The sequence below is a fragment of the Sphingomonas faeni genome, assembly GCF_040407505.1.
GTDB classification, from domain to species: domain Bacteria; phylum Pseudomonadota; class Alphaproteobacteria; order Sphingomonadales; family Sphingomonadaceae; genus Sphingomonas; species Sphingomonas faeni_E.
The window spans coordinates 818,898-840,769 of sequence record NZ_JAPZPQ010000002.1 but is presented as its reverse complement, the minus strand read 5'-3'; the positions used below and the strand labels follow the sequence as shown (position 1 = coordinate 840,769).

At 65.7% G+C, this 21,872-nt stretch carries 16 protein-coding genes; 3 read left to right on the top strand and 13 right to left on the bottom strand.

Annotation, left to right across the window (positions count from 1 at the left end; translation table 11 throughout):
* Positions 1-168 precede the first annotated feature (168 nt).
* On the top strand, positions 169-1,932 hold the full coding sequence (locus tag O6X71_RS10370) for an aspartyl protease family protein (protein WP_353465776.1): 1,764 nt from the start codon (positions 169-171) through the stop codon (positions 1,930-1,932).
* A 49-nt stretch (positions 1,933-1,981) separates the two neighbouring features.
* Here O6X71_RS10370 and O6X71_RS10365 read toward each other — a convergent pair whose 3' ends face one another.
* From O6X71_RS10365 to O6X71_RS10325, 9 genes are read right to left on the bottom strand one after another with little or no spacing between them, the layout of a single operon-like run.
* Positions 1,982-3,658, bottom strand: coding sequence for a GMC family oxidoreductase (locus tag O6X71_RS10365; protein WP_353465775.1), 1,677 nt, complete (start codon positions 3,656-3,658; stop codon positions 1,982-1,984).
* 47 nt (positions 3,659-3,705) lie between these two features.
* Positions 3,706-4,539: a sugar phosphate isomerase/epimerase family protein gene (locus tag O6X71_RS10360; RefSeq protein WP_353465774.1), complete on the bottom strand. Its 834-nt coding sequence runs from the start codon at positions 4,537-4,539 to the stop codon at positions 3,706-3,708.
* Complete coding sequence (locus O6X71_RS10355; RefSeq protein ID WP_353465773.1) at positions 4,536-5,117, bottom strand: gluconate 2-dehydrogenase subunit 3 family protein; 582 nt, start codon at positions 5,115-5,117, stop codon at positions 4,536-4,538. The genes O6X71_RS10360 and O6X71_RS10355 overlap by 4 nt, the downstream gene beginning before the upstream one ends.
* Positions 5,114-5,944: a 3-keto-disaccharide hydrolase gene (locus O6X71_RS10350; protein ID WP_353465772.1), complete on the bottom strand. Its 831-nt coding sequence runs from the start codon at positions 5,942-5,944 to the stop codon at positions 5,114-5,116. The genes O6X71_RS10355 and O6X71_RS10350 overlap by 4 nt, the downstream gene beginning before the upstream one ends.
* Positions 5,941-6,864, bottom strand: coding sequence for a hydroxypyruvate isomerase family protein (locus O6X71_RS10345; RefSeq protein ID WP_353465771.1), 924 nt, complete (start codon positions 6,862-6,864; stop codon positions 5,941-5,943). The genes O6X71_RS10350 and O6X71_RS10345 overlap by 4 nt, the downstream gene beginning before the upstream one ends.
* A 13-nt stretch (positions 6,865-6,877) precedes the next feature.
* Positions 6,878-7,264 carry a c-type cytochrome gene (locus O6X71_RS10340; protein WP_353465770.1) on the bottom strand — a complete coding sequence of 129 codons (387 nt, stop codon included), beginning with the start codon at positions 7,262-7,264 and terminating at the stop codon, positions 6,878-6,880.
* Complete coding sequence (locus tag O6X71_RS10335; protein ID WP_353465891.1) at positions 7,261-8,385, bottom strand: Gfo/Idh/MocA family protein; 1,125 nt, start codon at positions 8,383-8,385, stop codon at positions 7,261-7,263. Before O6X71_RS10335 ends, O6X71_RS10340 begins: the two co-directional genes overlap by 4 nt.
* 17 nt (positions 8,386-8,402) lie before the next feature.
* The gene (locus O6X71_RS10330; RefSeq protein ID WP_353465769.1) at positions 8,403-9,467 is read right to left on the bottom strand and encodes a sugar phosphate isomerase/epimerase family protein; all 1,065 of its coding nucleotides are present in this window, start codon (positions 9,465-9,467) and stop codon (positions 8,403-8,405) included.
* A complete protein-coding gene (locus O6X71_RS10325; RefSeq protein ID WP_353465768.1) occupies positions 9,464-10,702 on the bottom strand; it encodes an MFS transporter in 1,239 nt (412 codons plus the stop codon). Before O6X71_RS10325 ends, O6X71_RS10330 begins: the two co-directional genes overlap by 4 nt.
* A 114-nt stretch (positions 10,703-10,816) precedes the next feature.
* Between O6X71_RS10325 and O6X71_RS10320 the strand changes: the two genes are divergently transcribed.
* The gene (locus O6X71_RS10320) at positions 10,817-11,851 is read left to right on the top strand and encodes a LacI family DNA-binding transcriptional regulator (RefSeq protein ID WP_353465767.1); all 1,035 of its coding nucleotides are present in this window, start codon (positions 10,817-10,819) and stop codon (positions 11,849-11,851) included.
* A gap of 175 nt (positions 11,852-12,026) precedes the next feature.
* Positions 12,027-14,426 carry a GH92 family glycosyl hydrolase gene (locus O6X71_RS10315; RefSeq protein WP_353465766.1) on the top strand — a complete coding sequence of 800 codons (2,400 nt, stop codon included), beginning with the start codon at positions 12,027-12,029 and terminating at the stop codon, positions 14,424-14,426.
* A gap of 83 nt (positions 14,427-14,509) precedes the next feature.
* Here O6X71_RS10315 and O6X71_RS10310 read toward each other — a convergent pair whose 3' ends face one another.
* The 4 genes from O6X71_RS10310 to O6X71_RS10295 form a co-directional block, all read right to left on the bottom strand.
* On the bottom strand, positions 14,510-16,852 hold the full coding sequence (locus O6X71_RS10310; protein WP_353465765.1) for a GH92 family glycosyl hydrolase: 2,343 nt from the start codon (positions 16,850-16,852) through the stop codon (positions 14,510-14,512).
* 21 nt (positions 16,853-16,873) lie between these two features.
* On the bottom strand, positions 16,874-18,316 hold the full coding sequence (locus O6X71_RS10305; RefSeq protein WP_353465764.1) for a glycoside hydrolase family 125 protein: 1,443 nt from the start codon (positions 18,314-18,316) through the stop codon (positions 16,874-16,876).
* A 14-nt stretch (positions 18,317-18,330) separates the two neighbouring features.
* Positions 18,331-20,592 (bottom strand): GH92 family glycosyl hydrolase, encoded by a 2,262-nt coding sequence (locus tag O6X71_RS10300; RefSeq protein ID WP_435368474.1) that lies wholly within the window; start codon positions 20,590-20,592, stop codon positions 18,331-18,333.
* A 122-nt stretch (positions 20,593-20,714) separates the two neighbouring features.
* Complete coding sequence (locus O6X71_RS10295; RefSeq protein WP_353465762.1) at positions 20,715-21,809, bottom strand: glycoside hydrolase family 43 protein; 1,095 nt, start codon at positions 21,807-21,809, stop codon at positions 20,715-20,717.
* Between the last annotated feature and the right edge of the window lie 63 nt (positions 21,810-21,872).

Genomic DNA, 21,872 nt, shown 5'->3' with positions numbered 1-21,872 from the left:
TACGTTATGTTGCCTTTTCGCAACAATCTACGCCCCCAGAATTCGCAGCCCCCCCTTCTGCACAAGGAGTGGGCCGTTTCGGTTATCCCCGCCCGTCGCCCCTTGCATGCCGCTCAGGTTTGGATAGCCTCCAACGAAGGGACCTAGATTCGAAGACCGGAGACTTGCATGCGCGGATGGGCACGGGTTCGATTGAGTGCTTTCGCCGTGCTAAGTCTGGCGACGGCAGGTCCGGCGATTGCCGCGTGCAAGGTCGCCAGGATCGCCGAACTTCCCGTAACCCTGATCGGTCGACGCGCGATGGTCGACGCCAAGTTCGGCACGCATGATACGCGGTTCATCGTCGATAGCGGCGCGTTCTACAGCACGGTGTCGCGCGCGTCGGCGGCAGAGTTTGGGCTGAAGAGCGACCCCGCCCCCGCCTGGTTCCGGTTGCGCGGCGTCAACGGCGACACATCCGCGTCGGTCGCGAGTGCGAAGGATTTCTCGCTCGCCGGCCTGCCGATCCCGCGGGTCAGCTTCATCGTCGGCGGCAGCGATACGGGCACCGCCGGGCTGCTTGGCCAGAACATCCTCGGCCTCGCCGATGTCGAATACGACCTGCCGCATAGTGCGGTGCGGCTGATGCGCGTCGAAGGATGCAGCAATGTCGGCCTCGCCTATTGGGCCGCGGGAAAACCGTTTTCGACAATTCCGCTCGAACGCGGCACCAGCGGACCGTTCAAGCCGCACACGGTCGGCACGGTGCTGGTCAACGGCGTCAAGATGCGCGCGGTGTTCGATTCAGGCGCGCAGACCACCGTCATGACGCTCGCCGCAGCCAAGCGCGCGGGCATCACGCCAACCAGCCCCGGCGTGACCGCGGTCGGATTGAATTCCGGCATCGGCTCGAAACAGCTCGCGACCTGGCGGGCATCGTTCGACACGATCGATCTGGGCGGAGAGACCGTGCCGCACCCGAAATTCCAGATCGCCGACATCGGGATCGACGGCGACATGCTGATCGGGTTCGATTTCTTCCTGACGCACCGCATCTTCGTGTCGAACGCGAACCACCTGCTCTACATGACCTATGAAGGCGGACCCGTCTTCGGGCTGACGCCGAGCGGCGCGCGCACCACTGCGGGTGAGAAGCTCGACCTGACCGATACCGCCGCCGTGCCGACCGATGCCGAGGGGTTCAGCCGGCGCGCCGCGGTGTTCCTGTCGAAGCGCCGGACCGTCGAGGGCCTTGCCGATCTCGACAAAGCGGTGGCGATGGCGCCTACGGAAGGCCGCTATGTCTATCTGCGCGCGCAGGCGCGGCTTGCACACGGCCAGCTCCTGCTCGCCGCGGCAGATCTCGACAAGGCTTTGTCGCTGATGCCACAAGACAGCGACGCCCGCATGCTGCGCGCGCGCCTCCGCCTGATGAGTCGCGATCCCGACGGCGCCAGCGAGGACGCGAAGGCCGCCGATAGCGCACTGCCCGCCGGGTCGGATCGACGGCTGCAACTCGCCGGACTGTACGACGCGCTCGATCGCCCGGATGCGGCGATCGTCAATTACGATGCCTGGTTGAAGATGCACGCCGAGGATGCGGATCGAGCGACCGCGTATAACGGCCGATGCTGGGCTCGCGCCTTGCTCAACCGCGAGCTCGATCGCGCCATGGCCGATTGCAACACCGCCCTGAAGCTACGCCCCGGCTATGCGGCCTTTCTGGACAGCCGCGCGCTCGTGAACCTGCGCCTCGGCAAGCTCGATGCCGCACTCGTCGACTATGACGCCGCCGTCAAAGCCAACCCGCACAACGCCTGGTCACTTTATACCCGCGCGATCGCCGAGCGGCGCGCGGGCAAGATCGATGCGGCGGATGCCGATCGCAAGGCCGCGCTCGCGATCAACCCGAACGTCGCAAAACGGGCGGCGCGCTACGGACTGGACGGCTGATCGCACGTCAAGCGTGGGCGGGTCCTTGCAGCACCCGCCCCGCCTAGTGTTACGCCTTCCTCAGCGACTTCACCGCGTGATCCGCAGCGCGCGCAGTCAGCGCCATGAATGTCAGCGACGGGTTCACGCACGAGATCGACGCCATCTGCGCACCGTCGGTGACGTAGAGGTTCGAGGCGGCGTGCGCCTGGCTCCACTCGTTGAGCACCGACGTGCGCGGGTCGCGGCCCATGCGCGCGCCACCCATCTCGTGGATGGCGTCGCCGGGGACGTGCTCCTTCTCGCTGCTCGTCACGTTGGTCAGGCCCGCACCCTTCAGCATCGCCTCGCCCTGCGCCCTAGCGTCGGTCATCATCTTCAACTCGTTGTCGCGGAAGCGGACGTCGAAGCGAACCAGCGGCACCCCGAACCGGTCGACCTTGCTCGTGTGCAGCGACACGCGGTTGTCGGCATAGGGCAGGCACTCGCCGAACGCGCCCATGCTGAATTTCCACGGCGCGTATTTGCGCATGCCCTGCTTCATCGACGCTCCGAAACCGACCGGCGCGGCAGGGTTGCGATAGGCGCTGCCCTGATAGCCATAACCACGCTTGAAGCCGACGCCCTCGTCGCCGCCGATATTGCGGAAGCGCGGGATGTAGACACCACCCGGACGGCGACCGAATTCGATGAACTCCTCCATGCCGGGGATGTCGCCTTCGATCCCGACGCGGAAGATGTGGTCCATCACATAGCGGCCGAGCGTGCCGCTCTCGTCAAAATAGCTGCGGTCGCTGCCCGGTGCGCGCGAGTTCAGCATGATCTGCGTCGAGGCGATCGCCGACGCGCAGAGAAAGACGAGATCGGCGTTAACGGTTTCCGCCTTGCCGGTCTTCGCATCGATATAGTGGACGCCGGTGACCTTCTTCTGCGCTGCGTCGTAGACCAGATTGGTGACGACCGAGTCCGATTTCAGCGTCAACCGTCCCGTTGCGCGCGCGGCCGGCAAGGTGACGGCCTGGGTCGAGAAATACGCGCCGAACGAGCAGCCATTCCCGCACTGGTTGCGGAACTGGCATTTGGTGCGGTTCTGGTCGGGCTTGTCTTCGGTCATGTTCGACAGCCGCGTATTGATCAGCTTCCGGCCCGGGAACTTGGTTTCAAGACCCTGCTTCAACCACTTCTCGGCGACATTCATTGGCATCGGCGGCTGGAATTCGCTGTCGGGCAAATAGTCGAGGTTCTCGCGCGAGCCTGACACGCCGATGTATTTCTCGACATAGCTGTACCACGGCGCAACGTCGGCATAGCGGATCGGCCAGTCGCCATCGATGCCGTCGCGCTTGTTCGCCTCGAAATCGGCGGGGCTCCAGCGGAAGCACCAGCGGCCCCAGATCAGCGACTTGCCACCGACCGCGCCGGGCCGGATCCAGTAGAATTTGCTGCCCTCGTCATAGGCGTACGGGTTCAGCCGGTCATCATTGTGGAACTCGCGGTTGCTGGGCTGGACATAGCCGTGCTTGCCGATGAAATAATCGCTCTCCATCAGCGCCTTGGGCATGATATTGCGCGCGGGAACCTCGTAGGCGGGCTTGCCGTCATAGGTGTAGCCCTCGCCGTGCTCGACCATCTTGCCGCGGTCGAGCATCAGGACGCGCAGGCCCTTCTCGGTCAACTCCTTCGCAGCGAAACCGCCGCTGACGCCCGAACCAATTACGATCGCGTCGAACCTGTTGGTCTCAGCCATGATCTTCCTCTCCTAATACTCGTATTACCTGGTCAGAAACGCACCCGTTAGAATCGAAGCGCGCGCAGTGTCCGGAAACTTGTGGTGATGTCAGGCAGATAGGGCGTAGGGGCCTGATCGTTCTCGACGTAGAAATGCCGCACGCCGGCGCTGCCCTTCAGCTTGAACAGCGCACCGAAATCGACCGTGCCCGCGCCGACCGCCGCCATGCTGCGATCGGGCCGCATGTCCTTGACGTGGAAGGCGTAGAGGCGCTGCGACAGCCGCTCGATCAGCGTCGTCAGATTCTCGCCGGCATGCAACGCCCAGTAGAGATCGAGTTCGAGCTTCACGAGCGCCGGGTCGGTCTCCTTCAGCAGCCGTTCGTACAGGCTGACGCCGCCCGGCTTGGTGGTGAACTCGAAATCGTGATTGTGGTACGCAAAGCCCAGCCCGGCCTTTTTCAGATCGGTGGCAAACCGGTTGAAGTTCGGCAGTGCCGCGGTCCAGCCCGCTTCGCTGCGATGCTCGTCGGTCATGTACGGCAGCACGACCGTGGTGGCACCGAGCGTCTTGGCCATCGTCACCGACTGGTCAAACCGCTGGAGCAACGCATCGTAGCCGATGTGCACGGACGGCGCGGTCAGACCGAGCTTGTCCATCGTCTTGCGCAGCTGCGCGTGGTCCATGCCTTCATAGCCGCCACCGCCGAATTCGACTTCGCGGTAGCCGATCTTGGCAACCTGCCCGAGCGTACCGAACGGATCCTTCGAGAAGATGTCGCGGATCGTGTAGAGTTGCAGGCCGATCGCCTTCAACTGCGCGGCGGAGGCTGTCGGGACAAACGCGAGGGCTGCGACCGCGCCGGAGCCAGCGAGCAGGGTTCTACGGCTGAGGATCATGCGGAATACACCTTGTTGACCTGAGAATAGGGAAACTGGCCGTTATATTCGCCCGGCACCGGCAGATATTCGCGCTCCTGAGTCATGCCGATTTCCGACGTGTAATAGCCGGTGACGACGAGCTGGCGGAACGCCTCGAAGAAGACGCCGCCGGACGGGATCTGGTCGTTCATCGCCAGCGTGAGCAATGCATCCTGCTGTGCCGCGGTCGCCTTTGCGCCAGCGACCTTGTAGTCCTTCAGACTGCGCGCTTCGATCGCGTCGAGCCCGGCGAGGATCGGCACGCGGTCGGCCGGTGCAGCCCAGTCGGCGAGCAGCTTTTCGATATAGGCGGGCACGCCCGCGGCGATCGCGCCGGGCGTATCGGTGGTCGGCAGCACGCGTTCGCTAAGCGCGGTCATCAGCGCGCGCTGGGAAGCGGTGAAGACCGCGACGCTTGGCGGGCCTTCGCTGATGACAGGGATCCCCGCCGCCGCGCCGGGTGCCTGTCCAACACCGGCAGCGCGCGCGATCGGCGCGAAGAGTGCCGTCCCGAACATGCCGACGACACCGGCTAATGCTGTTCTGCGGTCGATCATTTACCGTCCTTTCCAAGGTCCTGCGCGATCGCCGCTTCGGTCAGCGGACGGATCCAGATGTTGCGAAACGATACCGGCGAATCGTGATCCTGAAGCTGGATCGGCGCGGCATCGGCATGTGCCGTATAGCTGGCGACCTTGCGCCAGATGGTCGTGCCCAGCATCGCCTGATGGTTCTGAACGAGCACGCCATTCAGTAACGCGGTGACGTAGGCCGGCCGGAGCAGGCTGCCATCAGCGGCAAAACGGGGCCGCTCGAACACGATGTCGTAGGTCTGCCACTCGCCGGGACGACGCGCGGCGTTCACCAGCGGCGGCTTCCAGCCATAAACCGCTCCAACCGTGCCATCGGCATAGGTCGGGTTCTGCGAGCCATCGAGGATCTGCAGTTCATAGCGCTGCATGAACCAGATACCGCTGTTACCGCGATCCTGCGAACTCTTGGTTGGCGGATTGGGCGAGCGGAATTCGAGATGCATCTGCACGTCGCCGAAGCTCTGTTTCGAGACTAGGTTGTTCTCTCCGCCACTCTTCGCGCGCGACGGGATCGTCAGGACACCGTCCGCAATCGGCCACGCGATACGATCCGGTTTCCAGGCATCGAGCGAGCGCCCACCGAACAGCACGACCGCATCGGCGGGGGCGCCGCCGGGATTGCTCGCCGGCGCGACGACGATCGGTGCAGGTCGATCGGCATCATGCACACGCCACTGTCCGCCGGGCAGTTTTGGCGTGTCCTTGAACCCGGGCTTCTCTTCAGCCGATACCGCCCCCGATGCGACGGTCATGGCGATGAAGCTCGCCAGCAAACGCGCCCCCACCCTCATGCCGCGTCAATCTCGCGATAGGCGGCGATCAAGCGATCCTCGCCCGCACGCCCGGCGATCGAATTCCCGTGCTCCATGCCGATCACACCGGTGTAGCGTTTCGTCTTCAGCCACTTCACGATCGACGCGAAGTTGATCTCGCCGGTCGACGGCTCGTTACGGCCGGGATTGTCGCCGAACTGGATATAGCCGATCTCGTCCCAGCAGGTGTCGAGCGTCGGGATCAGGTTCCCCGACTGGATCTGCTCGTGATACAGGTCGGCGAGGATTTTCACTGCCGGGCTGTTGGCACCGCGCGCAACCGCATAGCCCTGCGAAATCGTCTGCATATAGACGCCGGGATGGTTGGTCCGCGTGTTAAGCGGCTCCATCACCATCGCCGTGCCCGAGGACGCAACGATATCGCCCGCGCGGCGCATCACGTCGATCACGCGGGCGGTCTGGATATCGACGGGCACCTTCGGATCCATGAACCCCGTGACGACGGTCATCCGCTTTGCATTCAGCCGCTTGGCGACGTCGAGCGACGCGCGGATATCGGCGAGGAACGCCTCGCGCTCGGCGCCATCGATCGCGCCGAGCAACGGCCTGGACTTCGCCCATTTCGGCATGCTGGCGACGAACACGCCCATCGTCATACCGCGTTGCGCGAGCGCCTTGGCCATCTGCTCCTGCTCGGCGACCGAGCGCGTTGCCGCCTCGTTATCCTCCCAGGCGGTGAAGCCCTGGTCGGCGGCGTAGGCGATCTGCTCGATCCGCCCGCCGCGGCTGGCGAAACTACCCTCGTGCGGCGCATAGCCGAGCGAGAAGCGCGCAGCATTGCTGCTGCGGCGTTGCCCCCCGGCCATGCCCGGCACCAGCGACGCGGCGGCGCTGGCCGCGAGCCCCCCCGCGAGCAGGTTTCTGCGGGAAAACGTCATGCGGCCAGTGCCATCATTTCGAGCCCTCGGCCTTGAGATACGCGATGATCGCCGCGCGCTTGGCGGCATCGGGGGTCGCGATCGGCATGCGCGTGCCCGGGACCTTCTTCTGGGGTGCGGCCAGATATTCGTTGAGCGTCTTCTCGTCCCAGCGCAGCTTCGACGCCTTCATCGCAGGGGAGTAGTTGAAGCCCGGCGCCGCCGCTGCAGCACGACCAACCACGCCGTACAGGTTCGGGCCGATACCGTTGCGGCCGCCCTTCACGACGGTGTGGCAGGCGCGGCAGGCGGCGAACGCCGGCGGCGAGGCCGCAGTCGACTGTGCGGTGGTCGGTGCGGACACCGTGACTGCCGCAACCGCGGCGATACTTCCCGCGACCAGAGCCATGAGCAACTTCATTTCGTGTCTCCCGAATCCATTGATGTCCACTTCCGGTCCGAGCCCGCGTTGTCGATCACCGCCTCGATGAAGCGCATCGTCCGCAGTCCGTCGACCACGCCCGGAAACCAGCGGTCGTCGCCATTCCCGCGGATCGCGGAGGCGAACGCGCGGTAAAGGTTGGCGAATGCCTCGATATACCCCTCGGGATGACCCGCCGGTGTACGCACCAGCATGGCGGTCGCGTCGAGCATCCCCGGGCCGCCGGTTCGCACGATCTCGGCCGGGTGGTCGAGCCAGCGGAGCGTCAGCGTGTTGGGCTCCATCTGTGACCAGTCGATGCCGCCGCGTTCGCCGTGGATACGCAGTCGCAACCCGTTCTCTTCGCCCGCCGCGACCTGACTCGCCTTAAGCACGCCGCGCGCGCCGCCCTCGAACCGGAGCAGCGCGCTGACGTCGTCGTCGAGTCGACGGCCCTCGACATGCGTTGTGAGATCTGCCGAGACCGATTGCACGGACAGGCCGGAGACATGCTCGGCAAGCTGGAACGCGTGCGTGCCGATGTCGCCGAGACAGCCGCCGAGTCCCGCGCGGGCGGGATCGGTGCGCCATTCGGCCTGCTTGTTGCCGTCGGTGTCGATTGGTTGGCTGAGCCAGCCTTGTAGATATTCCACCTGCACCAACCGGATCGCGCCGAAATCGCGGCGTTCGACACGTGCGCGCGCCTCTTCAATCATCGGGTAGCCGCTATAGGTGAACGCCAGCGCAAAGTGGCGGCCGCTGGCCTTGGCGGCTGCGGCGATCGCCTCGGCCTCGACGACGCTCATCGCCATCGGCTTTTCGCAGAAGACGTGGAAGCCGGCGTTCAGCGCGGCGATCGCCATCGGCGCGTGGAGGTGGTTCGGCGTAACGATCGCTAGCGCTTCGATGCGCTGGTCCGCGGGCAATGTGCATTCGTGCGCGATAAGTGCTTCAAGCGACGGGTAGACGCGCTGCTGATCGAGACCGAGCAGCTCGCCGGTGCGCGTATTGCGCCCGCCATCGGTACTGAACGCACCCGCCACCAGGTCCCAATCGCCGTCGAGCGCCGCCGCCCTCCGGTGGACGGCGCCGATAAAGGCCCCCTCCCCGCCGCCGGCCATGCCGAGACGAAGCCGGCTCACGGCCGCTCCTCCGATAGCCCAAGCAGCTTGCGGATCGCAGAGCGATCGATCCCGCTGGCGGCGAAATCGTCGAAAGAGCGCTCGGTCTTGCGAATGATGTGATCGCGGATGAACGGCGCACCTTCGCGGGCGCCGTCATCGGACCGTTTCAGCGCGCACTCCCATTCGAGCACTGCCCAGCCGTCATAGCCGTACTGCGCCATCTTGCTAAAGATGGACGAGAAATCGACCTGCCCGTCGCCGAGCGAACGGAACCGGCCGGCGCGGTCGACCCAGTTCTCGTAGCCGCCATAGACGCCGGTCCGCCCGTTCGGGTTGAACTCGGCATCCTTGACGTGGAAGCACGAAATCCGGTCGTGATAGCGGTCGATGAAGTCGAGATAATCGAGCTGCTGCAACACGAAGTGCGACGGATCGAACAGGAGGCGCGCACGGGGGTGGTTGTCGACTGCCGCCAGGAACCGCTCCCAGGTCGCGCCGTCATGGACGTCCTCGCCGGGATGCACCTCAAATGCGCAGTCGACGCCGGCCTCCTCGAACACGTCGAGGATCGGAGTCCAGCGACGCGCGAGTTCGGCAAAAGCTTCCTCGATCAGCCCGTCGGGACGTTGCGGCCAGGGATAGACGTACGGCCAAGCCAGTGCGCCAGAGAAGGTGGCATGCGCGGATAGGCCCAGATTGGCGCTTGCGCGCGCGGCGAGCTTGACCTGTTCGACCGCCCAAAGCTGGCGCTCGGCAGGTTTGCCGTGAACCTCGGGGGGCGCGAAGCCGTCGAACAGCGTGTCGTACGCCGGATGCACCGCGACGAGCTGGCCTTGCAGATGCGTTGACAGTTCGGTGACTTCGATGCCGTGCTTTGCCAAACCACCGCGAAGATCGTCGCAATAGGTCTTGCTCTCGGCGGCGAGCTTCAGGTCGATCAACTGCGCGTTGCAGGGGATCTGGACGCCGACATAGCCGAGCCCCGCCGCCCATTCCGCCAGACCGTCGAGCGTGTCGAACGGCGCTTCGTCGCCAAGGAACTGGGCGAGGAATATCCCGGGGCCCTTCATACCGGTCATGCTGCGATCTTCCTGATGTCGTCGCGGAACGTGAACTGGAACAGCAGCGCGATCACTGCGGCGGCGATGGCGGGATACCACCACATATGCTGCCAGTCGGCGATGGTCGGCGATGCGGGCAGCTGCGCGTACAGCAGCGCGCCGATCTGCGAGCCGAGCAGCATGCCGACGCCGTAGGTGAACAGCGTCAGCATGCCCTGCGCCTGCGCGTTCACACCCTTTGGCGTGGCAATCGTGCCGGTGTAGATCGCGCCGGCGACGAAGAAGAAATCATAGCACACGCCGTGCAGCGCGACGCCGAGATACACTGCCCAGATCGACGATCCACCATCGCCGATCGCGAACAAAGCATAACGCAACGCCCATGCGGCCATGCCGACCAGCAGCAGCGGCTTCACGCCGAACCGGCGGTACAGCCACGGCATCGAGAACATGAAGACGAGCTCGGACATCTGCCCGATCGCGAGCGTGCCGCCCACGTTGCTGATGCCCGTCGCACCGACATAGGGCGAGGCATAGGCATAATACATCGCGAGCGGGATCGAGATCAGCGTCGCGCAGGTCATGAAGATCAGGAACGAGCGCTGCTTGAGCAACCCGAACGCCTCGACGCAGAACACCTGCCGGAGCACGCTCTCGTCACGCGGCGCATCCGCCGTGACGTTCGGCAGCGTGAAGCTGTAGAGGCCGAGCACGATCGACACCACGCCTGCGACGCGGAAAATCTCCGGGCTAGCGGACAGGCCCGCCCAGCCGATGAGGAGGCCAGCGGTGATCCAGCCGAGTGTGCCGAACGCACGGACGAACGGGAATTTGTCGGTCCGCTCGCCAAAGCTCTTCAGCGCGATCGTGTTCGCAAGGCCCACCGTCGGCATGTAAAGGATCATGTAGCAGAGCAGCAGCCAGACGAAGGTCCGGCCATTCTCGGGTGTGACCAGCGCCGGGAGCAGGAACAGCAGCACGCCGCCGATCAGGTGCAGGATCACCATCAGCATCCGCGGGGCGACGTAGCGCGCCGCCGCCATGCCGAGCAGGAACGAGCCGACGATCGACGCGATCGGGCCGACCGAAAAGGCGTTGCCGATGAGGTTGCCGATGCCGACGGTCTGCATGACGAGGCCGAGGGTTACGGTCCAGGCGCCCCAGACGAAGAACTGCATGAACATCATGGCGCTGAGGCGGCCCGTCAGAACGCCGCCGGTCGTGGCCTGAGACCCTGTATCTGCAACCGCCATTCGCCACCTCTCCGATCGCAGTTTGCCTGCTTGTCGACCGCAAAGCTACGGAGCCGCGATCCGAATGTAAAGGATTACATCGGATATATATCGACAGTGCCGACGACGGCATCCATGACGGTCCTCATGCCGACGATCATCGAAGTGGCCGCGCTCGCGGGTGTCTCTACCGCAACCGTGTCACGCGTGTTGAGCCGGCCCGAACAGGTGTCCGAGGATACCCGCCTGCGGGTGCTCGCGGTCGTCCGCGAAACGGGGTACGCGCCCAACGTCGCCGCGCGGAGTCTGCGGACCTTGCGCGCCGCCAAGATCCTTCTGACCGTCCCCGATATCTCGAACGCGTTCTTCGCCAGCGTCATCCGCGGCGCCGAGGAGGCCGCGCGGGATGCCGGGTATTCGGTCGTGGTCGGCGACACCCGGCATGATCCCGAGGTCGAGGATCAATATGCCGACATGCTCTCGCGCCGCGAGGTCGACGGGCTGATCTTCCTCGGCCATCGCCTGCCTGCCAGCCTCGCCCCGCTGATGGCACGCAGGGGAATCGCCGCGCCGATCGTCAACGGCTGCGAATACAGCCCCGACCTCGGTGTCCCCAGCGTCCATATCGACAACGCCGCGGCGAGCGCCGACGCGATCGGGCATCTGATCGGCCTCGGCCACCGCAGGATCGGCGTCGTCACCGGCCCCGAGATCAGCCCGATCAGCCGCGACCGCCTTGCCGGGGCGATCGATGCCGCGACCCGCGCCGGCCTGCGCGATGGCCTGCACATCCGCGTCGGCGACTATTCCGCCGGCCCCGCGGTCGTTCACACCCGCGACCTGCTCGCGCAGGACGTGACCGCGATCTTCTGCTTCAGCGACGAGATGGCGATGGGCGCACTCAGCGCGATCGGCGACGCGGGGCTGTCCTGCCCGAACGACGTTTCGGTGATCGGCTTCGACGACCTTCCGCTCGCGCGCTATTTCCAGCCGCCGCTGACGACGATCGCCCAGCCCAAGGCCATGATCGGCCGCCGCACCGTCGAGCTGCTGGTCGATATTTTGCGCGGCGTCGACAGCCCGTCGCGACAGGTCACGCTGGATCACGAACTGATCGTCCGCAGCAGCACCGCCGCTCCAGCGCGCGCCCCTGCTAGGCGCCGCCGCTAGCGCGACCTGAGCCCGCAGCCGCGATCGAGCCGCCGAGCCCCTCGCCACCCCCCTCGCCGAATTGGCAACTTGCAGCAGGCTTGCTGTCCTTATTGACAATCAAATTAGTTTAATAAAGTATCGGGGTGCAGCACGCGGTTCGTACAGAGACCCGGCGGCGGAGGAGGATTGCCCCGTGACGGATACAAGACGCCCTGCCCCGCTCTCGCGTGTCGCGCGCAGCCTGTCGGTTGCACGGCGGACCACGGCGATCGCCACGATCCTGGTGCTGACGCCCCTGGGCGGGGTGAACGGCCAGCATTCCAGCGGATCGGACAAATCGCCGGTCGAGGAAGCCAACCCCCTGGTCGGTACCGCGCCGCTCGACCGTCCCGAACTGATCGGCAACGCGCCGCCGCCCGGCGAACCGGTCTATTCGGGGATCACCTCGCCCGGCGCGCGACTGCCCAACAGCTCGGTCGAGGCAGCGCCGGTCAACGTCAACGTCGAGGCGACCTATCCGACCGGGGTCGCCACGCCCTATCATTATCCAAGCCCGACGATGATCGGCTTCACCGGTGGCGGCGGGCCATCCTATGGCGCGCGCGCGCAACCGATCATCATGCCGGTCGTCGGCGACTGGACGGTGCCGCCCGCCTATACCCAGGCCTATTACGACAAGGCGAAGGAAGTCGCGCGGCCGGGCTATTATTCGGTCTATCTCGACACCTTCCGGACGCGCGCCGAACTGACCGCGACGCAGTGGACCAGCCTGATGCGGTTCACCTTTCCGGCCAGCGAGCGATCGCACCTGATCCTTAACCTGCCCGGCCGCGGCGGCGAGGTCGAGGTCGTCGGCAACACCCAGGTGCGGGGTATCGCCGCCGAGCGCGGCGACGACGATGCGCGCGACGGCCGCTATTTCGTCGCGCAATTCTCCAAGCCGTTCAGCGGCTATGGCACGTTCCGCAAGTCGCCGGGCACCAGCCGCGGCTACGGCATCGGCGACAAGGACGTCGTCCCCGCATCGCGCACGATCACCGGCAGCTTCGCCGGCACCTATCTGAACTTCACCACCAAGCAGGACGAAACGGTGCTGGTGAAGATCGCACACGGCCAGAGCTTTGCCGACGCCGAACGACGCCTGCGACAGGAACAACCGGGGTGGAATTTCGAGGGCGTCCACCAGGCCGCGGCGAACACATGGGCCGCGTTGCTGAACCGCGTACAGGTGAAGGGCGGTACGCCGAAACAGCGAATGCTGTTCTACTCGACGCTGTTCCAGTCCTTCGCCAGCCCGCGCCTGCTGGCGCACAAGGGCGAGCGCTTTACCGACACCAACGGCAAGATCCAGACCGCGACCTATGACCGGTACGGGCCGGTGCCGTTCTGGGATACCGGGCGCAACCAGATCGTGCTGCTGGAGCTGATGGAGCCCGAGCTGGTCCAGAACGTGATGCGCTCCGAACTCGATATGGCGCGCGAGCGGGGGTATATGAACACCTCGTTCCACGGCGACAACGCGGTATTCCTGTATCTCGGCGCGTGGAAGCGCGGCATCGCGTTCGATTATGCTGCGGCGTATGCGTTCCTCCGCCGCAACGCGGTCGATCCGAAGGGCCCGCGCGGGTATCTGGCGGAATATCAGCGCAACGGCTGGATCGCGGACGAGATTCCGCCGGGCAATCCGAGCCCGCCCTATGCCGGTGGCAAGGCCGGCGCGGCGACGACGCTGGAATATGCGTGGGACGACCATGCGATGGCGGACTTCGCCGAGCGGCTTGGCAAGACCGACGACGCCAAGCTGTTCCGCGCGCGCGCGTCCAACTGGCGCAACGTCTTCGATCCGTCGATCGGCTTCGTCCGGGGCCGCACTGCGGATGGCAAGTGGATCGCGCCGTTCGATCCGCAGGAGCCGTATTACAACTACATGATGAAGGAGGCGTCGGGCTGGTCGACCCTGTGGCTGGTTCCGCACGACGTGCAGGGGCTGGCCGCTGCGTTGGGCGGACGCGCAAAGTTCAACGCGAAGCTCGATCGGTTCTTCGCGACGCCCTACACGCCGACCGGTATCTGCCGCGATTGCACCGGGATGATTGGCCAGTACGTGCAGGGCAACCAGCCCGACCAGCACGCAGCGTATCTCTACGCCTGGAGCGGCCAGCCGTGGAAGACGCAGGCGCTGATGCGGCGTATCCTCGACACGCTCTATGGCAGCGACGCTTCCGGCTATGGCTATCCCGGGATGGACGATCAGGGCGCGACGTCGTCCTGGTATGCGTTGAGCGCGATGGGCTTCTATCCGGTCGATCCGTCGAGCGACGTCTATGTGCTGGGCAGTCCGGTGTTCGACGAGGTCGCGCTCCGTCTCGGCAACGGCCGGACGTTGGAGATCGTCGCCCGCGGCAACTCGCCGACCAACATCTACATCCAGTCGGCGACGCTGAACGGCAAGCCGTGGACGAAGCCCTGGTTCAGCCACGCCGACGTCAAGGATGGCGCCCGGCTGGAGCTGATCATGGGAGCCAGACCCAATCCGAATTGGGGGAGCGCCGTTGCGGATGCACCCCCGTCCTTGTCCCCACCCGCGTCTTAGCGAGGGGGTGTTCGTCGGCTCCCCCCCCTTGTCGGCGAACGGTTCAGCGCCTCGGGAACGTCGTTCCCGAGGCGTCTTTTTATCTATCGCGGCCTAGGTTGAAATGACGGCGGTTGGAACGACGGAGGACGGTCCGCCTTGGCAGTACCGAACGACGACGGCTTCGGTCCCATCGTGAACTCCAGTTCGCCACCGCGCGCGATGTCGGCGTGGGCGATCCAGTTCCGTGACCAGGGCTTGCCGTTCCAGCGGACCGACTGGACATAGGGGCTGGCCGGCGCATTGCCCTTCGCGACGACGCGCAACGTGCGTGCCTGGCCGAGATCGACCTGCGCCGCGTCGAACAGCGGCGAGCCGAAGACATACACGCCGCTGACCGGGTCGACCGGATAGAAGCCGAGCGCCGACAGGATGAACCACGCGCTCATCTGGCCGCAATCGTCGTTGCCGATGACGCCGTCGGGCTCGGCCTTGTACATTTCGGTCAGCAGGCGACGCACCATCGCCTGCGTCTTCCACGGCGCGCCCGCATAGGCGTAGAGATAGGCGGCGTGCTGGTCCGGCTCGTTGCCGTGCGCATATTGGCCGACCAGCCCGGTGATGTCGGGCGGCGCATTCTTCGGCAGCGTCGACGGCGCGGTGAACAGCGCGTCGAGCTTCGTCACGAACCCCGCATCGCTGCCGAACAGCGCGATCAGGCCGTAAACGTCGTGCTGGTTGAGGAACGTCGCCTGCCATCCGTTCGCCTCGGTATAATCGCGCTGTTTCTCCGGATTGTGGCCAAGCTGGATCGGATCGTAATCGGCCCACCAACTGCCATCGGCGAAGCGCGGCCGGGCGAAGCCGATCCTGGGATCGATGACGTTGCGGTAGTTGAGGCTGCGCTTGCGCAGTGCGGCGGCGTCGGCCTTCGCGCCCGCCGCGTCGGCGAGCACCGCCATCGCCCAGTCGTCATAGGCGTATTCCTGCGTGCGGCTGACCGACTCCCAGGTCTTGTCCGCGGGCACGAAACCGAGGTCGTAATAGAAGCCGCGGCCGAGCGTGCTGTCGATGTCGGGGAAATTGCGATCGAAGGCGCGGCTGCGGATCTGCGGCCACGCGGCGGCGTAATCCGCCTTGATTCCTTTGGCGCAGGCTTCGGCGAGCACCGACACCGAATGCCAGCCGATCATGCACGCGGTCTCGACGCCCTGCAGCGGCCAGACCGGCGATCCGGTCGGGCTCTGCACCGTCTGGCGGACGAGATCGCGGGTGAACTGCGCCGCCTTGTCGGGCTGGACGAGGGTCAGCAGCGGATGCAGCGCGCGGTAGGTGTCCCACATCGAATAGGTGCTGAAGGCGGGCTCGGCGGCGGTCGTCTGGTGCACCTTGCGGTCGAGCCCGACATAGCGGCCGTCGCGGTCGGTGAAGAGCGTCGGCGACAGGAACGCGTGGTACAGCGCGCTCGCCATGATCGTGCGCTGTTCGGGCGTACCGCCATCGACGCGGACGCGGTCGAGTTCGGCCTGCCACGTGCGCGCCGCCGAGCGCCGCACCGCGTCGAACTGCCAGCCTGTAGCTTCGCCGTGCAGCGCGGCCTTGGCACCGGCGACGTCGACGGCGGAGATGCCGGTCTTGATGAGGATCGGCGCGCCGCCCGCCTGGTCGAAGAACAACGCGACCTTCAGGCGGTTGCCGGTGACGCCCTTCGCGCCCGCCGGTGCAGGCGTGTCGTCGTCACCGAAGAACTGGACGCGGTCGGGTTTGCGCGACAGCTGCATCGCGAAGTGGATGCGCCTACCTTTCGCCCAGCGGTGAACGCGGCGGCTGCCCGTCAGCATCCCGTCAGCGGACAGCGCCAGCGAGGCCTCGTCGATCAGCGTGCCCTTGTCCCAGACGTCGAGGATCATGTGCGCGAAGTCGACCAGGATGTGGCCGGGCCCCTGCGGGAAGCTGTAGCGGTGGTGGCCGGTCCGCTCGGTCACGGTAAGTTCGGCGAGCACGCCCGATTCGAGCTTCACGCGGTAATAGCCGGGCTCGGCGAGTTCGTCGGTGAAACGCTGGCGATACCCCTGTTCGGGTTTGCCGAGCGCGCCGGGTTTCAGCTGCAATGGCCCGCGCGTCGGCACGACCAGCACGTCGAGCATGTCGCCGATCCCGGTGCCCGACAAATGCGTGTGACTGAAGCCCATGATCGAGCCATCGTCCTGGTGATAGCCCGAGCACGCGTCCCAGCGACTATTGTCGGTGTCGGGGCCGAGCTGGACCATCCCGAACGGCAGCGATGGGCCGGGATAGGTATGGCCGTGCCCGCCGGTGCCGACGAACAGATCGGGCTTGCCCGCGACAGGCGCCTGCGCGGCCGCGGCGTTGGTGATGGGCAACGCGGCGGCTAGGCTTGCGAGACCGGTGCCGGCGAGCACCTCGCGGCGGTTGGCGGTGGTCATGCGTATCTCCCGGAATTCATATCAGTAGCGGGCGGCCAGCAAGGCGGGCTTGCGGCGCTCGAGGTCGAGGATCAGCTCGCCGAACAATCCATTGGCCCAGGCGAACCAACTGCGCGTGAACTTGGCCGGATCGTCCTTGTTGAAGGATTCGTGCATGAAGCCGGTGCCGCCGTGCGTGGTCTTGAGCCAGGCGAGACACTGGCGGATCACGGCGTCGTCGTCGCTGTTCATCGCGTGCGTGATGATCGACATCGGCCAGATCATGTCGAGCCCGATATGCGGGCCGCCGATCCCGCGCGCGGCGCTGCCGGTGAAGAAATACGGGTTGCGATCGCTCCACGCGAGCGCGGCGGTGCGGCGGAACAGCGGGTCGGTGCGATCCGCCGCGCCGAGCAGCGTCAGGCCCGACAGGCTCGGCACGTTGGCGTCGTCCATGAAGATCGCGTTGCCGAAGCCGTCGACCTCGTACGCCCAGACCTCGCCGCCCTGCCCGTCCGGCATCCGGCCATGCTTGCGCAACGCCGCCTCGACCTCGGTCGCCAGCGCTTCGCTGTCGGTCGCGCCCGCCATATCGCCGCGCGCTTCGCGCTGGACCGTGGCCAGCATGCGCAGCGCCGACACCGCGAACAGGTTCGACGGGATCAGGAACGGATAGAGGCACGCATCGTCCGACGGGCGGAACATCGAATGGATCAGCCCGACCTTCCGCGTCGGGGCGCCGTAACCCTCGAACATCAGCGTCTCGGTCGGCGAGACGTTCAAGCGCTGGAAATGATACGGGCCCTTGCCGTCCTTGCGCTGCTGTTCGCGGAAGGTCGCGACCGCGCGGCGCATCGCCTTCGCCCAGAGATCGTCGAACGGCGTCTTGTCGCGCGTCGCGGTCCAATAGCCGTGCGCGAGACGCATCGGATAGCAGAGCGAGTCGATCTCCCACTTCCGCTCGGCGACGCCCGGCTTCATGTCGGTCTGGTCGGTCCGCGCGCCGAGGTTCGATTTGGCGGTCGGATCCTCCATGAACGCATTGGCATAAGGGTCGATCAGGATGCAACGCGCCTGCCGCGCGATCAGCCCGGTGAAGACACGGCGCAGGCCGGCATCTTTGAGCGCGAGGTGCACATAGGTCTGCATCTGCGCCGAACTGTCGCGCAGCCACAGCGCCTCGATATCGCCGGTGATGACGAACGCATCGGGCTTGCCGTCCACAGTGCCGACCTTGACCGTGGTGTCGAGCGTGTTGGGATAGCAATTCTCGAACAGCCAGGCGAGTTCGGGGTCGGCGATCTTCGCCTTCACGCGCGCGATCTCGGCCTCGACCGCGGGGCTGACGAAGCGGCGCTGGCCGCGTGGCGGTCGCTTGCTCACGCGTGGCGCGGCGGCAGCGGCGGCGGAGGCAGCGCGCGGGAGGCTGGCGGTGACGGCCAGCGCGGCGGCGCCCGTCATGACGTCGCGTCGACGAAGGCGCATTCCGGTCTCCATGGTCAACGTCCCGCCACCGGTGCGCTCATCGAGAACGGCGCATCGGCCTTTGCCGCGCCCCAGGCGGTGTTCGGCGTCGGCCCCATCACGAACCGCAGCGTGCCCCCCTGCTGCAACGCCGCGCGCGTCAGCCAGGGCTTGTCGTGCGGAGTGCCGTTGAAGCTCGCCGACTGGATGTAGACATTGCCGGGGCCGTTGTTCGCCGCCTCGATCGTCAGCGTCTTGCCGCCCGGCATCGTCAGCTTCACGGTCTGGAACAGCGGGCTGCCGATCGCATATTGCCCGACCGCAGGCGTGACCGGGTAGAAGCCGAGCGCGGAGAACACGTACCATGCCGAGGTCTGGCCGTTGTCCTCGTCACCCGGATAGCCGTCGGGCGCGGGCGAGTAGAGCTTCTTCATCACGTCGCGGACGTGATATTGCGTCTTCCACGGTGCGCCGGCCCAGTCGTAGAGATAGGTCATGTGCTGGATCGGCTGGTTGCCGTGCGCATATTGCCCCATGTCGACGATCTGCATCTCGCGGATCTCGTGGATGGTCTGCCCGTAATAGCTGTCGTCGAAGATCGGCGGCGTGGTGAAGATCGAGTCGAGCCGCTTCACGAACGCCTCGCGCCCACCCATCAGGTCGGCCAGCCCCTGCACGTCCTGCATCACCGACCAGCTGTAATGCAGCGCATTGCCCTCGGTGAACGCGTCGCCCCATTTGTACGGGCTGAACGGCGTCGACCAGCTGCCGTCCTTGTTGCGACCGCGCATCCAGCCACTCTGCGCATCGTAGAGCTTGCGGTAATTCTGCGCGCGCGTGGCGTAGAGCTTCGCATCCTCGGTCTTGCCCAGTGCCGTCGCGAGCCGCGAGATCGAGAAGTCCGCGGTGGCGTATTCGAGCGTGCGCGCGGCATTCTCGTTGATGCCGACGTCATAGGGCACATAGCCGAGCCGGTTATAATATTCGACGCCCTCGCGCCCGACCGCGCCGACGACCTTGCCCTTCTTGTCGACCGGGCGGCCTTGCGACGTCGTCGCGTTCTTGACCATCGCCTCATACAAGGTCGCGACGTCGAACCCACGCACGCCGTTCAGATACGCGTCGGCGATCAGGTTCGCCGAGTTCGATCCGATCATCACGTCGCGGTGGCCGGGACTGGCCCATTCGGGCAGCCAGCCGGACTCCTTGTAGGTGTTGACCAGCCCCTGCATGATCTCGCTGTCGCGCTCGGGATACATCAGCGCGAAGAACGGGAAGACCGCGCGCCACGTGTCCCAGAAACCGTTGTCGGTATAGAGGAAGCCCGGGTGCACCTTGCCGTCATACGGGCTGTAGTGGACGGTCTGGCCCTTGGCATCGACCTCGTGGAACATCCGCGGGAACTGCAGCATGCGGTACAGTGCCGAGTAGAAGATGCGGCGGTTGTCTAAATTGGGATCGGTGACCTGGACGCGGTCGAACTCGCGCTGCCAGATCGCCTTCGCCTTCGTCTTGGTTTGCTCGAACCCGTCGCCGCCGATCTCGCCGCGCAGGTTTCGCTCGGCCTGTTCCAGGCTGATGAACGACGAGGCGACCTTGACGCCGACCTGCTCGCCCTTGCGCGTCTTGAAGCTGACGATCGCGCCGACATGATCGCCCTCGCGCGTCGGCGTCGCGGTGACCTGGCCCTTGCCGTCCCAAGTCTGGCTGACGGTGAAGTCGTGGTCGAATTCGGCGACGAAGTAGTTGTGGAAATTGTCGGGCACGCCGCCGTGATTGTTGCGGACATAGCCGGTGATGCGGCGCTTGGCCTTGTCGATCGAGACCATCGAGCCGCCGGCATAGCCGTCGAGGATGATGTGCGCGTCGTTGCTCTGCGGGAAGGTGAAGCGGAACTGTGCGGCGCGGTTGGTCGGCGCGACCTCCGCGGTCACGTCGTAATCGGCGAGATAGACCTTGTAGCTGTACGGCCGGCTGTCCTCCGCCTTGTGGCTGTACCAGGACGCGCGTTCGTCCTCCTTCACCTTCAGCGCGCCGGTCGTCGCCATCAGCGAGAACGCGGCGTAGTCGTTCATCCACGGACTGGGCTGGTGCGTCTGCTTGATGCCGTTGATCTTGTTCGCGTCGTAGGTGTAGCCCCAGCCGCTGTTGGTCTTGCCGGTGACCGGCGTCCAGAAGTTCATCCCCCACGGCACCGCCACCGCGGGATAGGTATTGCCGTAGGACAAGGTGTAGTCGGAATCGGTCCCCATCAGCGGGTTGACCAGATCGACCGAGGGCTGATCCTGCGGCTGCATCGCGCCGTTGCCCGACGCGGCGGCCGCAGCCTTGGTCTGGGCCAGTATCGGCGCCGGCGCGACGAGGGCAAGCGACGCGACCGCCGCTACCGTGCCGCGCAAATTGGCGATCGCCCTGTTTCTCACATCGCTCTCCCTGAATTTCGTGTCGGCTTCTGCACGCCGATCGGTCGCGGCTTAACGCCCGCATCGGTCATCACCACCGGCTCGATCCGACCATCGGCGGCAAAGACCATCCTGTCGATCGCGATCTGCCGGTGTTCGCCGCGATCGGTGTCGAGCGGGCGGCGGTGATACGCGATGTACCAGTCGTCGGTGCCGGGCACGTTGACGACCGAGTGATGCCCCGCCCCGCGCGCGATGCGCAGGTCCTGCGACAGGATCTTGCCGCGCGGCGTGAACGGACCGGTCGGTCCCGGCCCGGTCGCATAGGCGACGCTATAGTCCGGACCGGTCCAGCCGCCCTCCGACCACATCAGGTAATAGACGCCCTTGCGCTCGATCATGAACGAGCCCTCGACATAGCCGGGCGGCGTCACTTCCTTATAGGTCGAGCCATCGGCGAACGGCAGGATGCGCTTGAGGTCGGGGCTGAGCCGGACGACGTTGCAATGCTTCCAGCCGCCGTAGAACAGATAGACCTGGCCATCGTGATCGCGAAACGCGAACGGGTCGATTGGTTGCGCGCCGTTGTGGAACGCGCCTACCAGTGGCTTGCCGATCGCGTCCTTGAACGGTCCACCGGGCCGGTCGCTGACCGCGAGGCCGATCCCGCCAAGCTCCGCATCGCTCTGGATGTCGTTCGCGCTGAAGAACATGTAATAGCGACCGTTCGCCTGGATCACCGACGGCGCCCAGATCGCATAGGCCGCCCAGGCGGCGTTCCGCACGTCGAACACGTGCTCGTGCTTGGTCCAGTGCACCAGGTCGGGTGACGAGAACGCGTTGAAAAAGGTCTGCATGCCGTAGGACGGACGCACCGTCTTGCGTTGCCGCGCGAGCGTCTGCGCGGCCGAGAAGCGGCTGGTGACGTCGGGCTTGCCATAGTGATCCGAATAGGTCGGATAGATCCAGTAACGACCGGCGAACACGCGGATCTCGGGGTCGGCATACCAGCCGGGAACGATCGGGTTCGACGCACTCGCCAGCCCGCACATCATCAGCGCCGACGCGGTCAGCGCGAACCGAACCCCGCGCCGCCCGCGCGATTCGCCCACATGCTGTGACGCGACGCTGCGAGAAAAGGGAGGGTAGCGCCGCGAAGGCGCCACCCGAGAGAC

Bases quoted from the DNA above. Each gene is read 5' to 3' on its own strand.
- O6X71_RS10345 (WP_353465771.1), bottom strand. From the start codon at position 6,864: ATGACGTTTTCCCGCAGAAACCTGCTCGCGGGGGGGCTCGCGGCCAGC.
- O6X71_RS10340 (WP_353465770.1), bottom strand. From the start codon at position 7,264: ATGAAGTTGCTCATGGCTCTGGTCGCGGGAAGTATCGCCGCGGTTGCG.
- O6X71_RS10365 (WP_353465775.1), bottom strand. From the start codon at position 3,658: ATGGCTGAGACCAACAGGTTCGACGCGATCGTAATTGGTTCGGGCGTC.
- O6X71_RS10325 (WP_353465768.1), bottom strand. From the start codon at position 10,702: ATGGCGGTTGCAGATACAGGGTCTCAGGCCACGACCGGCGGCGTTCTG.
- O6X71_RS10370 (WP_353465776.1), top strand. From the start codon at position 169: ATGCGCGGATGGGCACGGGTTCGATTGAGTGCTTTCGCCGTGCTAAGT.
- O6X71_RS10330 (WP_353465769.1), bottom strand. From the start codon at position 9,467: ATGACCGGTATGAAGGGCCCCGGGATATTCCTCGCCCAGTTCCTTGGC.
- O6X71_RS10305 (WP_353465764.1), bottom strand. From the start codon at position 18,316: ATGCGCCTTCGTCGACGCGACGTCATGACGGGCGCCGCCGCGCTGGCC.
- O6X71_RS10335 (WP_353465891.1), bottom strand. From the start codon at position 8,385: ATGGCCGGCGGCGGGGAGGGGGCCTTTATCGGCGCCGTCCACCGGAGG.
- O6X71_RS10310 (WP_353465765.1), bottom strand. From the start codon at position 16,852: ATGACCACCGCCAACCGCCGCGAGGTGCTCGCCGGCACCGGTCTCGCA.
- O6X71_RS10320 (WP_353465767.1), top strand. From the start codon at position 10,817: ATGACGGTCCTCATGCCGACGATCATCGAAGTGGCCGCGCTCGCGGGT.
- O6X71_RS10355 (WP_353465773.1), bottom strand. From the start codon at position 5,117: ATGATCGACCGCAGAACAGCATTAGCCGGTGTCGTCGGCATGTTCGGG.
- O6X71_RS10360 (WP_353465774.1), bottom strand. From the start codon at position 4,539: ATGATCCTCAGCCGTAGAACCCTGCTCGCTGGCTCCGGCGCGGTCGCA.
- O6X71_RS10300 (WP_435368474.1), bottom strand. From the start codon at position 20,592: ATGCAGCCGCAGGATCAGCCCTCGGTCGATCTGGTCAACCCGCTGATG.
- O6X71_RS10350 (WP_353465772.1), bottom strand. From the start codon at position 5,944: ATGAGGGTGGGGGCGCGTTTGCTGGCGAGCTTCATCGCCATGACCGTC.